The sequence below is a fragment of the Candidatus Edwardsbacteria bacterium genome, from assembly GCA_031082425.1.
In the GTDB taxonomy this organism is placed as follows: domain Bacteria; phylum Edwardsbacteria; class AC1; order AC1; family EtOH8; genus UBA2226.
In genome coordinates, this window is record JAVHLB010000017.1 from 1 (window position 1) to 17,461 (window position 17,461).

10 protein-coding genes are annotated in these 17,461 nt (G+C 50.3%); all 10 read left to right on the top strand.

Translation table 11 applies throughout. The features are described from left to right. The first annotated feature begins 340 nt into the window (after window positions 1-340). The 10 genes from RDU76_11795 to RDU76_11840 all read left to right on the top strand — a co-directional run bounded on the left by RDU76_11795 (window position 341) and on the right by RDU76_11840 (window position 17,338). On the top strand, window positions 341-700 hold the full coding sequence (locus RDU76_11795) for a hypothetical protein (protein MDQ7799604.1): 360 nt from the start codon (window positions 341-343) through the stop codon (window positions 698-700). Window positions 701-1,073: 373 nt separating this feature from the next. Then, window positions 1,074-1,427 carry a hypothetical protein gene (locus RDU76_11800; protein ID MDQ7799605.1) on the top strand — a complete coding sequence of 118 codons (354 nt, stop codon included), beginning with the start codon at window positions 1,074-1,076 and terminating at the stop codon, window positions 1,425-1,427. A 593-nt stretch (window positions 1,428-2,020) separates the two neighbouring features. Then, on the top strand, window positions 2,021-4,000 hold the full coding sequence (locus tag RDU76_11805) for an AAA family ATPase (GenBank protein MDQ7799606.1): 1,980 nt from the start codon (window positions 2,021-2,023) through the stop codon (window positions 3,998-4,000). 3 nt (window positions 4,001-4,003) lie between these two features. Next, window positions 4,004-4,594 carry a hypothetical protein gene (locus tag RDU76_11810; GenBank protein ID MDQ7799607.1) on the top strand — a complete coding sequence of 197 codons (591 nt, stop codon included), beginning with the start codon at window positions 4,004-4,006 and terminating at the stop codon, window positions 4,592-4,594. A gap of 5 nt (window positions 4,595-4,599) precedes the next feature. Next, window positions 4,600-5,649 carry a hypothetical protein gene (locus RDU76_11815; protein MDQ7799608.1) on the top strand — a complete coding sequence of 350 codons (1,050 nt, stop codon included), beginning with the start codon at window positions 4,600-4,602 and terminating at the stop codon, window positions 5,647-5,649. 3 nt (window positions 5,650-5,652) lie between these two features. Then, window positions 5,653-6,921: a DNA methyltransferase gene (locus RDU76_11820; GenBank protein MDQ7799609.1), complete on the top strand. Its 1,269-nt coding sequence runs from the start codon at window positions 5,653-5,655 to the stop codon at window positions 6,919-6,921. A 200-nt stretch (window positions 6,922-7,121) separates the two neighbouring features. Beyond that, window positions 7,122-7,835, top strand: coding sequence for a type II CAAX endopeptidase family protein (locus tag RDU76_11825; protein ID MDQ7799610.1), 714 nt, complete (start codon window positions 7,122-7,124; stop codon window positions 7,833-7,835). 332 nt (window positions 7,836-8,167) lie between these two features. After that, window positions 8,168-10,891 (top strand): T9SS type A sorting domain-containing protein, encoded by a 2,724-nt coding sequence (locus RDU76_11830; protein MDQ7799611.1) that lies wholly within the window; start codon window positions 8,168-8,170, stop codon window positions 10,889-10,891. Window positions 10,892-11,251: 360 nt separating this feature from the next. Next, entirely contained in the window at window positions 11,252-14,476 is a 3,225-nt protein-coding gene (locus tag RDU76_11835) for a T9SS type A sorting domain-containing protein (protein MDQ7799612.1), read from the top strand. 153 nt (window positions 14,477-14,629) lie between these two features. Further along, window positions 14,630-17,338, top strand: coding sequence for a T9SS type A sorting domain-containing protein (locus tag RDU76_11840; GenBank protein ID MDQ7799613.1), 2,709 nt, complete (start codon window positions 14,630-14,632; stop codon window positions 17,336-17,338). Window positions 17,339-17,461 lie beyond the last annotated feature (123 nt).

Sequence of the window (17,461 nt, forward strand, 5' to 3'; positions counted from 1 at the left end):
GCAGAACCTTGCCTTACTTTCTCTTGTAACCAAGAGAAAGTAACAAAGAGAAGTTCCGGGGGCTGTCCAGCTAAAGCTTAACAGTTTGAAAAAGTAATACCATTAATTTTTATTTTACTCAGCTCATTTTATCCGATGTCCGAAGCCGCCGACTGCCCCCCGTCCCGGCCGATCATTTCGGTCCAGCCGAAATGATCGGCTTGGGTTTGGTACTGCAAAATTGCCGCAGGCGGGGTACGACCACCGACGAGCTTTTGTACACAACCATCCCGGCCAATATAAAACCGCCTACCAAAAGCAAAAGGCAATAAACAACCAAAAATCACAGCAAAGGAGACCTATGAAAAAATTGATCGGGATATCTTTCCTTATCGTGTTGGCATTGGCGGCTTCGGCTTATGCCGAACCCAGATGGTGCCACGGCCAGGCGGTAAGCTACACCACCGGGAATGACCTGGGAGGCTGGACCATCCAATGCGGTGGCGGCACCTACGGGTCAAATGTGGCTGATACCGTATATGGCGATTTTGGTCTTTCTTATAGCCTGCACCCCGTAGCCGGTTACTATTATTTCACCGCCGATTCCGGCTCTACCCACTGGTATTCTTCCAAGTATTATTATTACGACGGGTCGAGCTATAACGTCGAATACGGTACGGTCAGATTCAGGCTCCAGGTTCCCCCGGCGCCCAGGGATTGAGATAAAATTTTAACCGCCTTTTGCTTTTGGTTTAAAATTTACTTTTATTATGCACCGGTTCATATATTTACACCAGTGCCGGGGTTTAGAACCCATGCCTTACTTTCTCTTGTGACCAAGAGAAAGTAACAAAGAGAAGTCCTGGGGGCGATAGAGCTGTTGTTGCACGAAACTAGTTTGTTGATAAAGGTTCATTTCAACAGTGCAGGCCTTTGATCAGTTGTCCGAAGCCGCCAATCGCCCCCATACCCCGGCCGATCATTTCGGACCAACCGAAATGCCCGGCTAGTGTCAGTAGAAGACGGCAAAAAGTGGATGGCTTTTATACTTTAAGCTTTCCGCTTTAAACTTTTAACTTAATTAAGGAGGAGCCATGCGCCGGTACCCATCATCCACCGCCGACTTTTCCGAGGGGGCCAAACTACTGGTAAAGGGAGGCGAGGCCAACAAGGCCGAGATAGCCAAGTGGGGGCTGATTCCCGCCGAACTGCAGAAACTGCTGGACGGCTACCAGGCCGCCAATTCGGAACAGGAACGGGCCAAGGCCGCCCTGCAGCAGAGCACCATTGACTGGCAGGACACCCAGAAGGCCCTCAAAACCGAGATGGCCCGCTGGGTAAGCACCCTGGAGGGGAATTACGGCAAGACCGGGGAGAAACTGCAGGAGTTCGGGATCACACCGCGCAGTTTTCACCCCCGGAAGGGGCCGAGGGTGAAGAAGGCTTAGCGGGGGGCCATGACACACCCCCTACCCCCTCTTTTTAGAGGGGACAGCAGGGCCACTAGGGTAAAACACTGTTCCGCCGGCAGGCAGATCGGGACCGATGGGGGTATTAACAGGATCGTTGCCGGTGAGATCGGTCCCTATGCCGGGCGGAACGATCCCGTTATGGAGTGGAACGGTCCCGTTCAGAGGTTGAACGGGACTGTTCTTTGCCCGAACGTGACCGATAAGGGGTATAACGGGACCGATGAGAGGTAGAACGGGACCGATCGGGGGGTGAACGGGACCGATGAGTGGTAGAAAGGGACCGATAAGTGGTTGAACGGGACCGATTGAAGGGTTAAAGGGTGCTATATAGAGAAGAAATTATACGTTAGTGCCTAATTTACATTAACTTATAATAATTTAAGTTGTTAGATATAAATAAAATTGATTGGTATGAATAATAATTAAAATAAATGTTGCACTTATCATAGAAAGACTGTAAAATAAAATAGTTAGCAAGTTATATTGTATTAAATGTAAAATATATAATATGAAAATTATTAATTTCAAGTTCTGTATACATAAATTTTTTACGAAAGTATTTTAACAATATGCAAGGCAAATATAATTTCATAAAACTTCAAAAGATAATTCTCAGAAATTTCACCTTGTACAAGAAAGGTGATAAGGTATACGAAGTGAACGAGAATATTAATGAAGGTGTTTATTGTTTGGCTGGAGCCAATGGATTAGGAAAAACTACTTTTCTTAATTCTATAAACTATGGTTTGACAGGAATTGTGTTAGAACCCAATAAAGAGGTGTATTCACCGGGTGAAATTGAAAAATCCAATCATGACTATACTGATAGATATTTCAAAGGTAGAATTGCAAAAAAAGACGAAAAAGGTTCTGAAATAGAAATCTTATTTAAAGTTAAAGATAAATATTTTAGGATTATTAGGGGTTTTTTTGAACGTGACGAACTTCGTCTTTTGGAAATCTTTAGTTTAAACGGAAAAAAGACAATATCACACTATAAAAACAATAATGTTAGTCCAAAAGAACTCAATACGTATTACCAAAAAGCATTAGCACAAGAAATTGGATTTTCCAGTTTTGATTATTTTATTTTCTACCAGCTATATGTTTTGACTTTTGATGAAAACAGACGGATGATATTTTGGGATGACAGGGCTTCCTCCCACGCATTAGCTATTGCTTTTAATTCTGATCCTGATGATGCCCAAAAAATATTGGATTTAACTAGAAAAATGGAGAAGCATGAATCCAACGCCCGGAATTTAAAATGGCAATCCACACAGGCTAAAAAGAAAATTGAAGAACTAACACAAAAAACTAAAGCCTATAAAGTTGCTGACATAGAAAAACTTGAAAATGAGTATAATAAACTTAATAAAGAAATATTAAAGCTGGAAAAAACGCATAACAACATAAAGATTGAATATGATACTATGTTGAAAGCGCAAAGTGTTCTTAACTCTGAGATAATGTATTTGAAAATTGAGCATACAAAATTGTTTTCTCGGTATTCAAGGCCACGTTCAAGCTTATTGGAAAATACGCAGGTTCAATTATCAATAAAAAAACAAGAGTGTTGCTTGTGTGGTTCAAGTGGTTCATTTATAATCGATAACATTGAAAGAAGCATACATAAGGCTAAATGTCCTTTATGTAATTCAACAATAAACGAAGCTGGTGATGAAGAGCAAAATAAACTTTTAAAAATAATACAAAAAAACGATGAACGAATATTTACTAAAAATTCTGAATTGGAAAATCTTATTATTGAAGTTGATGGAAAAAAAGATGAGCTTGATAAATCAGAAATAGAGGTAAATAAAGCGAGGGTTAAATACGAAGCTTTCATGGAGGATAACCCAAACGTGGCATTTGTAGGGACTGGTAATGAAAAAATTGATAATCTCATTAAACAGTATAAAAAACAATATGAAATGGCATCCAAAGAAGCAAAAGATGAATATACAAAAAGGGATAAGTTAAAGCCACTGTATGAAAAACTTCTAAAGACAGTTGAGGCATCATATAAGGAAGCTGAAACCGTTTTTGTACCAACATTCAAGAAGCTTGCAAAGAGTTTCATAGGGCATGATTTAAATATACACCCCAAGCGTAGCGACAAAACAATTAAATTGGTTTTGGAATTTCATAAAACAGCAAGAACAGAATCGTTTCAACTTTCAGAAAGCCAACGTTTCTTTTTAGATATTGCTTTGCGAATGTCCCTTGCCATATATCTTTCAAATAAAATAAATGGTGCAACAATGTTGGTTGATACACCGGAAGGTTCATTAGATATTGCTTATGAGAGCCGTGTAGGGAATATGTTTGCTGAATATGTAACTATATACCATCAAAATATATTTATGACAGCAAATATTAATGCTTCACAACTGTTAGTATCACTTGCGGAAAAGTGTGGTGAAAGTAAAATGCAATTCAGGCGTATGTTAGAATGGACAGACTTGTCAGATGTACAGAAAGAAGGTGAGACACTGTTTAAACAGGTATATGCAAATATTGAATCTGCTTTAAGCGGAAAGAAATAAGCCATGAATAAATCTATTGTCCCAGAGGCCTTTTTTGATAGTTTATCATTAGCACACAAACTTGATAATAATCTAGACGGTTTTAAATTGGAAGAGATTCATTTGTTTGCATATTTTTCGTCCATACTTTATTTATATAGAGGAAACCCCGTTAGCGATTGGCAATACAGATTTACATTGAGTGAATTGGGTTATCCTTTTTCAGACTCACTGTATGATGCTATTGAAAGACACAATCAGAACGGTTGGATTGAGTCTAATGGTATTTTCTATTCTATTACTAGCAGAGGCACAGATCAATTTAATGAATTAAAATTATTGAAGTCGTTTTCACATAGAGAGGAATATCTTAATGCTTCATGCGTAACAAGCATTTTAATGCCATACTCTAAAACACTTAGGGCTTTGTTGAATGATCCAGTAATAGCTAAAGCAAAATCAATGAAACAAGATGATTGGCTAGACCAAAGCAACATATATCAAAAATTTATGGAAATAAGTAAAGCTGTAGGTGTATCAGCAATGGATCTTCTGATACCCGCTGTAACTTGGGTTAACTATATTGATGAAATAAATAATAAAAGTGGTGTATAAAGATTATGTCAGACGACTTAGTTAACAAAATTCGTAAGGAAAACCACTTGTTGCGTATTTATGCGGCCTTCCAAAACAATCACGAAGTTATTGGTATGGCAAACAAGTTGATTGCATATATTCAATCTGTATATAAAAGCCTTGAGCCAGACCACTTTGATGGACACCTAATTATTTATGCAACTATAGATGATTCAATAATTCCAGATAGAAAAGCAGCAATAGATTTATTTGATCAAAATTTATTGATAAACAATAAATCGGACACGATAATTATCCAATATTTCAAAAGGAACAATTTGCCTTTATTGTGGCAGAATGTCAACGCTGAAGGCATTATTAAATCTACCAATGCAATAGTATATTATTATCATAACCACGGTGAATGCTTTTACGCAAATAACGTAAAGATTGAGATAGATAACTACTTTGATTGTGCTAGCATATTTGCTTTACAGTATCATTATTTAACGGAAGCACTTTTAAAGTATAAAGAAGAAAAAATACGGTATTCTTCATGCTCAAGATTCAAAGAGTGTTGGTTTGATGACAAGCAAATATATTTTAAACAACAGCCAGAAGAGAAAATGCAAATATCTTTGAAGGATTATTTGGGATCTTCATTGAGAGGTGTTGATGTAGTTAGAGAATACAATCTTGGCGCGAGTAAACCCGTTGATGTACGGGTTTATTGGAAAGAAGCCAATCGTGCTGCATTGATAGAAGTAAAATGGTTGGGGCAATCAAAAAACCAACAGGGTGGTTTGTCTACAGCATATTCAAATAGCAGAGGGAATGATGGCTTAGACCAGTTAAAGGTGTATCTGGACTTGGAAAAACAAGATACACCTACCTGTATAACTAAAGGCTATCTTGTAATTGTTGATGGTAGGAGAAGGGGGGTGGCTGAAAACCCTACGGTTATAAATGGTACCGATGGAATGCATTATAAAAATCAAGAAATAACATTTGCCCCCGATAAAAAACACTATGAAACGATGGTAGGTTTTGAAAAACCTATCAGGATGTTTGCTGAACCTATTTGCACTGGTTGAAATATGCAAGATAATATTAATGAAAATTATATTCTGAAAGATGGTGGGTACTCAAGTTATGAGGCAACTACAGATTTACCGCGTCATAGGTGGTATTATTACAAAGAAGGGTTTTCACCAAATATTGTTAAAAAAGCGATTGAACAAACAGACATTGTTAGAGGCGAACTTATAATTGACCCATTCAATGGAAGTGGAACAACAACACTTACAGCGTCGCTCATGGGTCACAGTTCGGTTGGTATTGAGGTTAATCCATTTACTTCATTTTTATCTGATACAAAGACTAAGAATGTTGATATATCTGAGTTAAGTAATTCAGAAAGCAAACTACTTAAGTCTGTAGAAAAAGGAGACCGTTCTCCTCTTTTGGGGTATTCAACTTTCTCTAAAACCAAAGTGCTAGATAAGTGGCTTTTTAATGATTCTGTTTTAAATGCTTTTGAGGGTGGTTGGCTAGAATCAAATTCTATTCCCGGTTATAATTCACGCAAATTGGTTCGCCTTGCATTAATTACTGCAGCAATGCAAAATTGCAATGCAAAAAGAGACGGTAAATGTTTACGATATCGGGAAAATTGGAAAGACAATAAATTCAATAAGAGTACGTTCATTGAAACTTTAAGACGGAACTTAGCAAATATTAAAACGGACATAAAAAATACCCCTATTCAAGCACAATCAGAAATAATTAAAGGCGATTGTAGGGTGATTTTAAAAAAGAAAAATGAAATTAATAAATTTAAGTTGTGCATAACATCTCCCCCATATTTAAATACATTTGATTATACGGATATTTACCGACCGGAACTGTTTTTGGGTAAGTTCATTAATAATTCAAAACAGTTGTATAAATTACGACTTGAAACAGTACGGTCACACGTGCAAGCTAAGTGGTTTAAACCGACCCAAAATGATTTTGGATTGTTGTATCAACAAACAATGAAGTATATTAATGAGAATGAAGCAAACTTGATGGATAAAAATATACCAATTATGATACAGGCATACTTTGAAGATATGTTAAATATATTAATATTACTAAAGAGAAGAGCAGCAGAAGGTGCACAAATATGGTTTGTAGTGTCTAACTCTGCTTATGCCGGGCACGAAGTACCAGTGGACTTAATTATTGGGGATCTTGCCACACAAGCAGGTTGGTATCTTAAAGAGATTGGTGTTTTAAGATATTTAAAAAAACGTAAAACAAAATATAGTGCCGATATTACACATTTACGAGAGAGTGTAATTATCCTATCAAAAAATAAGTAATATATAATTAAAATTAGCCATGCCAAAATATTTAAAAGTTAGGCTTACTGATAAACCCGCAATAACAAGCACCCGGCTACCCGCCGGGCGCTTTTCTTTGCCCTGCCCGGCCTGCACCCCGGCGATAATCCAATATTTTCATTGCAGTTGCCCGCCGGTTGTTATATTATTACCCCAACCCCAATCCAAATTTTAACGCCATGACCAAACAAACCATCACCCCGTTAAGGGCCTCGCTTATATTCCTCGCCTTCACGGCCTATTTCTACCTGCTGCTGTTCACCCTGCTGCCGTTCCTAAAGGCATACATTTCCCACCACCCGGCCCTGTACTGGTTCATCACCGGATACTTCCTGTTCATCCCCCTGTTTCTCTGCGCCCTGGCCCTGGCCAAACGCGAGGGCAACATCGGCGCCGGGCAGTTGCTTTCGGCCCTTAACCTGAGGCCCTTCGATCCCCGGGATTGGAGATATTCCATCGCCGGGCTTATTCTGTCCTTTGTTGCCACCGGGATCATCTTCGGCGGGTTCTTTTTGTCCCAAAAATGGTTCGGGACGCCGATGCTATCCACCACCCCCTGGTTCATGCAGATGGAACCCTTCCGCGGGGCGGAGAAATTTTATTTGCTGGCCTGGTTGCCGATGTTCTTTTTCAATATCGTGGGTGAGGAGCTTTTATGGCGGGGTTACATTCAGAGCCGGCTGTCGGGCCGGCATGCCTGGCTGTGGTGTTCCCTGCTATGGGCCGTCTTCCACCTGCCCTTCGGCCCGGACCTGCTGATGATGATGTTTCCGGTTCTGCTGATAATTCCCTACGTGTTCCATAAGACCAAAAATACCCTGACCGGGATCTTCATCCACGGCCTGTTCAACGGCCCGGTGTTCGTGGCGGTGGCCCTGGGGCTGATAAAATAACCGGATATCGCCCATTCGTAGGGGCGAAGGGCCTTCGCCCCGGTTGTCCGTGGTCCATCGTGTTCATAGGGGCGGGTTTTAAACCCGCCCCTACAGGTATGCCCGGTGGTAAATCCGACGCGGGTTTTTTGTTTATCGTAGGTACCAGGACCCTGCCCACTAAAAAACACTAAATGATCTAAAAAGATATTTCGTGCAATTTGGTGTGTTTCGTGGGGAATGTGCCGGGTTTTTTTGTTTGACACCGGGGGCGATCAATAGTAGAATATTCCTACCATATCATCATTGTGCCTGAACAATATCATTACAATATTATTGTGGGAGATAGCAATATGAAGAGAACCTTGTCCGCAGTCCTGGCCGGCCTGGGGGCCTTTTTGTTCCTGGCCGGCCCGGCCCGGGCCGACCTGGCCACGGCCACCATCCCCAGCGGGACCCTGCCCTGGACAGCGGCGGTCAATCCGGTAACCAACAAGGTCTACGTGGTCAACCGCGGCAGCAACAATGTGACGGTGATCGACGGGGCCACCAACGATACTTTCCTGGTGGCGGTGGGGGCCACCCCCAATGCCGTGGCGGTGAACCCGGCCACCAACAAAATTTACGTTTCCAACGCCGACAGCAACAGCGTCACGGTGATCGACGGGGTTACCAACGCCACCACCACCGTGGGCGTGGGGAACTATCCCTATGCCCTGGCGGTCAACCCGGTCACCAATAAGATCTATGTCGCCAACTACTGGGGAAACAACATCACCATCATAGACGGAGGAAGCCTGGCCACCGATTCGGTGGCGGTGGACTCGGTGCCCTCGGCCCTGGCGGTCAACCCGGTCACCAACCAGGTCTATGCCACCAGTCTGTACCGGAACAAGCTGATGATCATAGACGGGGCCACCCTCGACACGTCCAGCGCGGCGGTGGGGGCCTATCCCCGTTCGGTGGCGGTCAATCCGGCCACCAACCAGATATTCGTGGCCTGCGCCTCCAGCGACAACATAGCGGCGGTGGACGGTGCCACCAGCGCCGTTACCCTGATCCCCGCCGGCGACCAGCCGCTGATGGTGGCGGTCAACCCGGCCACCAACATGGCCTATGCGGTAAACTATACCAGCGACAACGTCACGGTGATCGACGGTTCGGACTACAGCACCGCCACCATCGGGGCCGGTAACGAGCCCAATGCCCTGGCCATCAATCCGGTCACCAACAGGATCTATGTGACCAGTTCCTACAGCTACAGCACTTGTTTGACCGTGATCGACGGGGCGGCCGGCACCGCCGACTCGGTCGAGGTGGGCCGCGGGCCGCGGGCGGTGGCGGTCAACCCGGCCACCAACAGGGTCTATGTGGCCTGCCTGATGGATACGGTGATCACCGTGGTGGACGGCATGACCGACAGCACCATGACCGTGCCGGCCGGAACCGAACCCTGCGCCATCGCGGCCAATCCCGTGACCGGCATGATCTACACCGCCAACCAAGGGTCCAACAGCATCACCGCCATCGACGGGGCCACCCTTGACACCGCCACCATCGGGCTGGCGGTCGAGCCCAAGGCGGTGGCGGTCAATCCGGTGACCAACCGCATCTACGCGGCCATGGACAACGGCACCGTGGCGGTGGTGCAGGAGCCCTCGCACGACACCAGCTCCATCGCCACCGGGTACATCATCGAGAAGGTGGCGGTCAACCCGGTGACCAACCGCATCTACGCCACCAGCTACAACGGGGACTGCGTCATCGCCATCGACGGGAATGCCGGCGACACCGTGGGCGTGATCGGGACCGGCGACAGCCCCTACGACCTGGCTTTAAACCCCATAACCAACAAGATCTACGCGGCCTGTTACATCAATAACTGGGTGACCATCATCGACGGGGCCAGCCATGCCGCCACCAACGTCTATACCGGCAGCGGGCCGATCGCGGTGGCGGTCAACCCGGCCACCAACATGATCTACGTCCCCAACCACGGCGGCGGCACCCTCAGCCGGATCGACGGCGCCACCAACGGGGTGACCAGCGTGACGGTGGGCACCAATCCCCGGGCGGTGGCGGTCAATCCGGTCACCGACCGGATCTACGTGGCCAACTGGGCCAGCAACACGGTCTCGGTGGTCGACGGGGCCACCTTCACGGTGGCGGCCACCGTACCCGCGGGCGTCAGCCCCTTTGCCCTGGCGGTCGATCCGGTGGCCGACAAGGTCTATGTCTGCAACGCCAACGGGTATACCATATCCATCATTGACGGACCTTCCAACCAGACCATCCAGGTGCCTTCAGGAAATTATCCCTACGGCATCGCGGTGAACCCGGTCACCGGCCGGGCCTACGCGGCCAACTACTACGGCAACAGCGTGACCGTGGTCGACGCGGCCCCGGCCTACGACACCGGGGTGCGGGCGGTGATGGACCCGGCGGTATCGCACTTCACCGGCCTGTCCCAGCCGTACCTCCACGGCCGGGCGGTCAACCGCTGGGCTGCCAACCGGACCGACATGATGGGCGTTATCAACGATGTCCCAAGCTGCTCCCAGCCCTGGCAATGGGCGGCCGGCCCCTTCGACAGCACCTCGTCGGACTCCATCGGCTTCACTTTCAACTGGGGCGACTCCCTGGTGTGGGGCGAGAACTACGCCGTCTTCCTGCCGCTGGAGATGCAGGCCGCCACCAGCAACAACCTGGGGCTGGGCACGCCGTTCGCCGGGAACCGGCTGGTCTATCCGGTGTACCGGATCGACTCCACCGCCTACGGGGTGGCGGGCGGGCCGGCCGACAGTAAAAAGCCTTTGGCCTTCCGGCTGGGGCAGAACTGGCCCAACCCCGTCAAGGGCCGGACAACCATCAGCTATCAGCTGCCGAAGGAATCCAAGGTCAGCCTGGCGGTCTACAACGTGGTGGGCCAGGCGGTCAAGAAATTCGACCAGGGAACCAAGCCGGCCGGGTATCACCAGATCAATTGGAGCGACAATACTTTGCCCAACGGCATCTACTTCTACCGGCTGAAGGCAGGGGAATATTCGGCCACCAGGAAACTGCTGATAGTAAGGTAAACACGGATCAAGGCAGTTTAAGCGAAAAAGCCCGGCTCTTTGCCTATCAAACCCCCCATTTCCGGTTGTCCGTGGTCCATCGTGTTCATAGGGGCGGGTTTAAAACCCGCCCCTACATGCATGCCCGGCGGAAAATACGCCGGGACCCTGCCCACTAAAAAACACTAAATGATCTAAAAAGATGTTTCGTGCAATTTCGTGTGTTTCGCGGGGTAGGTCCCCGTTTTTTTGTTTGACACCGGGGGCGGAAATAAAAATTAATTTGATTGTAAAACGGCCGGAAATTTGATAAACTCTGCCCTTATCATTCCCCGAAAGATAAAAATAACCCATAAACCGAACCATAAACAAGGAGTCTTCATGTCAAGGAAAGTAATGTTGGTTCTGACGCTGGCCCTGATGGCCGGCCTGGCCTGGGCCAAACCGGAGCTGGGAACAGACGGCAAGCCCCTGCCGCCGCACCTGCGGCACAAACAGCCCCAGTCCCGGAAACAGCAGCCGGCCCAGATGAAACAGCATCCGGGCCGGCCCCAGATGCCCGGCCGGCCGGCCGGCCGCGATGCCGGGAAACCGGAGATATCAAAATCTTTAAAGAACAAACCGGCCAAGGCCGGCCAGGCCATGCCCCGGGAAAGCATCAAGGGCCTGGTCAAGGACGATTTTCTGGTCAACGACGACACCCAAAACATAGGATGTTACGCCGGCTACCAGTACGAACCCAAGACGGCCCTGCTGCCTTCCGGCGAGATGATGGTGGTGTGGTACGACTATCGCAACAGCTGGAACTACCAGATATTCGGCCGCTGCTATGATGCGGCCGGCAACCCGGCGGGGGACGATTTCCTGATCAACGATTTCACCGGCGCCGGGGCCGAATATCCAGCCGTCACCGCCAGCGGCAACGGGTTCATAGTGGCCTGGACCGATTACCGCAACAATTTTGACGACATCTATGCCCAGCGGTTCGGCCCGGCCGGTACGCCGATAGGCGTCAACTTTATGGTCAACGACTTTTACGGCGAATGCTATTATCCCAGCCTGGCGGCCAACGACAGCGGGTTCGTGATCACCTGGGAGGATTACCGCAGCGGCAGTTATTATGACATCTATGCCCAGCGTTATGACGCCTCCGGTTCGGCCATCGGCAGCAACTTTCTGGTCAATGACGACGGCGGAAGCTCTGACCATTATCAGTATGGCGGTTACAACATCTCCGCCGGCGACAGCGGATTCGTGATCACCTGGTACGACTACCGCAGTGGCGGCGACTGGGACATCTACGCCCAGCGCTATGATGCAACCGGCTCGGCGGTGGGGGGCAACTTTTTGGTGAACGACGACAGCGGGGGCGACGATCAATACGACCCCAGCGTGGCGGCCAGCGACAGCGGGTTCGTGTTTGCCTGGTATGACTACCGCAATGGCGATGCCGACATCTACGCCCAGCGCTATAATGCCGCGGGCGACACCTTAGGGGGCAACTTCCTGGTAAGCGACGACGGCGGGGGCTACGACCAATACGACCCCATAGTGGCGGCCTCCGACAGCGGCTTCGTGGTCACCTGGTACGACTACCGCAGCGGCAGCTACTGGGACATCTACGCCCAGCAATACGACGCTTCGGGGGCGGCCCTGGGCGGCAACTTCCTGGTCAACGACGACGGGGCCGGCATCTGCGACCATTACAGCCCCAGCGTGGCGGCCAACAACAGCGGCTTCGTGGTGTCCTGGTACGATGACCGCCACAATACCAACGGGTACTACGACATCTTCTGTCAGCGCTACGACCCGGCCGGAGACACCCTGGGCCCCAATTTCATGGTCAACAGCGGGGATACCGGGACAGCCGACCAGTGGGACGCCTCGGTGGCCATGGACGCCTCCGGCCGGTCACTGGCGGTGTGGTACGACCTGCGGCATGACGACGGCAGCTGGAACCTGGTGGACCAGTACGGCCAGCTTTACGATGCCGACGGCAAACCGGTGGGCGTCAACTTCATCATCAACGACACCCTGTCGGCGGCCCACCGTTATGGTTATGACCCTCGGGCGGCCTTTCTGCCGGGCGGCGGATTCGTGGTGACCTGGTACAACTACGACTTTAGCTGGAACGGAGAGATCTACGCCCAACGCTTCGACTCGGCCGGCGCACCAGTGGGGAGCAACTTCATTGTCAGCGACGGCAGCAGCAGCGAATACTGTCCCGACGTGGCGGCCACCGACAGCGGCTTCATGATCACCTGGTACGACTATCGCAACGGCAATGCCGACATCTACGCCCAGCGGTATAAAGCCAACGGGGACACCATCGGCGGCAATTTCAGGGTGGATGACGGGAGCAACGAGCAGTACACCCCCAAAATATCATCCAACGACAGCGGTTATGTGATCACTTGGAACGACTATCGCAACGGCAATGCCGACATCTACGCCCAGATTTACAAGGTCAGCGGCGACACCCTGGGCGGCAACTTTATAGTGAGCGATGACGGCGGAGACCACGATCAATACGATGGCAGCGTGGACATGGCGGACAGCGGTTTTGTGATCGCATGGTACGACTACCGCAGCGGCAGCGATTGGGATATCTACGCCCAGATATACAAGGCCAACGGCGATACGATAGGCGGAAATTTCCTGGTGAACGACGATGCCAGCGGGAATGATCAGTATTATCCCAGCGTGGCCCTGTCGCCGGACGGGCACAATCTGGTGATCGCCTGGGAGGACTACCGCAACGACCCCAACGGCAACCTGGTCCAGATAATGGCCCAGAAATATGTAGACGGGGTTGCGGTCGGCGGCAATGTGTTGGTCAACGGAACAGCTTTGGCCAACCGTTATTTCTGGGGCGGCAAGCGGGTGACCTGCACCGATCAGCGGGTAATATTCACTTGGGATGACAACCGGCGGTTCAAGGGCCTGGACATTTACGCCAAGCTGACCGACTGGGACCTGCAGCACATCGAGGGAGAAGCCCCGGTGATAGCCTGGGTGGACTCGCTGGGCGATGACGCCGCGGCCCCCTACGGCCCCTATACCATCAAGGCGGTGGTGACGGACAACCAGCTGTTGTCGCAGGTCAAACTGCTGTATCAGATCAACGGCGGGACGGCCGATACCCTGGAGATGTCCTTCACCTCGGCCGATACCTTCGAGGCCGCCATCCCGTCCCAGGTCCCGGGGGCCTACGACACGGTGTCCATAGATTACTGGGTAGTGGCCCGGGATTCCAGCGGGAACAGCGCCGCCTCGAACATCTACGGCTTCCGGGCCCTGGAGCTGACCGGAGTGGCCGGACAGCCGACAGCGGCCATTCCCGGGGCCTTCGCCCTGCAGAATGCCTATCCCAATCCCTCCAGAGGGCAGACCATCTTCAAGTACCAGCTGCCGAAGGAATCCAGGGTCAGCCTGGCGGTCTACAACGTGGTGGGCCAGGCGGTCAAGAAATTCGACCAGGGGACCAAGCCGGCCGGGTATCACCAGATCAGCTGGAGCGACAATACTTTGCCCAACGGCGTCTACTTCTACCGCCTGCAGGCGGGGGATTTCAGCGCCACCAGGAAACTGTTGATAGTAAGGTAAACTCGGATCAGGCAGTTTAAGCGAAAAAGCCCCGCTTCAGGCGGGGCTTTTTCCATTGACAGGGGTGGCAGCCCTTTAGTATACTTAAAATCAAATGATCGCCGCCTGATCCGTGGCCAAACCACCGAACAATCAATCAAAACGGAGGTAACAATGAGGCCGTTCAAGTCCGCAGTACTGTTGGCGCTGGGGGCACTTTTTATTCTGGCCGGCCCGTCCCGGGCCGACTGGGTCACGGCTACGCTGCCCGTCGGAACAGAACCGATGGCCATCGCGGTAAATCCGGCTACCAATAAAATTTATGTTGCAAACGCTGGCAGCGATAATATCACCGTGATCGACGGTGCCACGAATCAGCAAACGAGCATCTTGACAAGTGATTCCTCCACAGCTTTGGCGGTCAATCCGGTCACCAACATGATCTACGTGGCAAACACCGGTGGCAATAGCGTAACCGTGATCGACGGGGCCACCGGTATAGTAGACACAACCATAGCGGTGGGGGCATTGCCCCAAGCCGTGGCGGTCAACCCGGTTACCAATAGGATCTATGTGGTAAACACCGGAGACAGCACAGTGACCGTGATTGACGGCAACAACAACGGTGCTGCCAGCGTGGTCGTTGGCTTTCATCCCCGGGCGGTGGCGATTAACCCGGTGACCAACAAGATCTACGTATCTGTGACCGACGAAGACAGGATGGCGGTAATAGATGGGGCCACGAATGGCGTCATCAAGGTGATCACCGACGGCGGTCCGAACACCGTAGCAGTGAACCCGGCGACCAATAAAATATATACCGCTTGCACCAACGACTTTTGCGTGACGGTGATCGATGGGATAACCAATGCCACCACCACGGTAACGGTGGGGAACGACCCCTCGGTTGTGGCGGTGAATCCGGCCACCAACAAGATATATGTGCTGGTGCCAGGTGACTGGGGCGGGGCGGTGATCGATGGAGCCACAAACGATGCCACCACGTTTTCTTTTAGCGGGATCCCCCGGGCCCTGGCGGTCAATCCGGCCACCAACATGATCTACGTGGCCTGCACCAACAATAATACCCTGTCGATGATCGATGGTGACCATAACACGGTATCCAGCCTGCCGGCCGGAACCACACCGTACGCCGTAGCGGTCAACCCTGCTACCAACATGATCTATGCTGTCAACAACGGAAGCGGGGACTTGACGGTGATCCGAGGCTTTGACCGGGACACGGCCAGGATCGCCATGCCGGATATGCCGTTCGAGGTGGCTATCAACCCCGTCACCGGCAGGGTCTACGTCGCCAATTATTCCGGGTTCAGCGTTACGGTCATCGACATAGCCAGCGGCGACACCGCTCATGTGACGACCATCAATAGTCCCGGCAGTATTGCCGTCAATCCCCTTACTAACACCGTTTATGTCACTCATGTCTGGAATGATACAATGACGGTGATTGACGGCGCCACCAATGCCATAACCCTGATCGCCACGCCAGAACGGCCCGGCGCCGTCGACGTCAATCCTGTGACCAACCGGATCTACGTTTCCAGTGACTCCGGCCGTATGGTATCTGTGTTTGATGGCATCACCAACAGCATCATTGACAACGTGGCCGTTGGTTGCCGCCCGTCTTTTGTGGCGGTGAATCAGGCAGCCAATAAGATATATGCGGTTGGATCTTGGGACAAAACGGTGGCAGTGATCGACGGTTCGACGCATGCGGTCACTAACCTTGACGTTGGCGACACCCCTACCAAGGTGTCTGTCAATCCGGTGACCGGTAAGGCATACGTTCCGAACAAGGGCAGTGATAGCGTGACAGTGATCAATGTGGACAACAGTACGGTCATGATCCCGGCCGGGGGTGACCCTTGGCGGGTGGCGGTGAACCAAGCCACCAATAAGATATATGTTTCCAACCAAACCACCGATAATGTAACGGTGATTGACGGAGATAATAATGCTACAGCCACCGTGACGGTCGGGGATGGGCCGGCCGGGATCGCCGTGGATCAGGTCAGGAACTTGGTGTATGTGGCCTGCTCCAACACAAACAGGACTTATGCGATAGATGGTGTGACCTGCGATACGGCGGTCCTCAGAACCGGCACCGGTTCTAGGAACGTGGCGATTGATCCTGTGACAGGCAAGGTTTACGTCCTGGGATTTACCGGAGATGACGTGACGGTGATCGATCCCCACCGGGCAAGGGCCACCGGGGTGTTCGCAGAGATCGATGACCCGTCTGGAAACACCGTCTTTTCGGCAACACCCACGATTTCCGGCCGGGCGGTAAACCGGTGGAGCCCCAACAAGACCGGCATCATGGGGGTGCTGGGCGATTGGACAACCGGACCGGCGGCCTGGGGATGGATGGTCGGACCATACGGCGCAGCAACTGACTCGATAGATTGGACCTTGGGCTGGGGCGGGGATTCTCTGATCCGGGGCGAGAACCTTGTATGCGCCATCCCGCTGGAATCAAATACGGCCACCACCAACAATCTCGGCATAGGAACTCCTATGACGGGTAACATTTTAGTCTATCCGATTTATCGCATAGATCCCTATTCCGGAGTAGCGGGGGTGCCCAATGAGTCCAGGTCGGAGTCCTTGCAGCTTAAGGCCTTTCCCAATCCGGCATCGCGGCACGTTGTGATTTCCTATCAACTGAATAGGGCGGCAAAGGTTGCTCTTCATGTCTACAACATCGCGGGGCAGATGGTGAAAAAGTTCGATCAGGGGACCAAGTCGGCCGGGTATCACCAGATAAGCTGGAGCGACAATACTTTGCCCAACGGCGTCTACTTCTACCGGCTGCAGGCGGGGGATTTCAGCGCCACCAGGAAGCTGCTGATAGTAAGGTAAATATCTTTTATCCACCAAGGGCCGCCCCAAAGGGCGGCCCTGTTTTGTAATATCTAAAACCCTGAAAATTTTTTCTGCTTAATTTAATTGACAAGGGAAGGTGATATTGATAAAATGCCAATG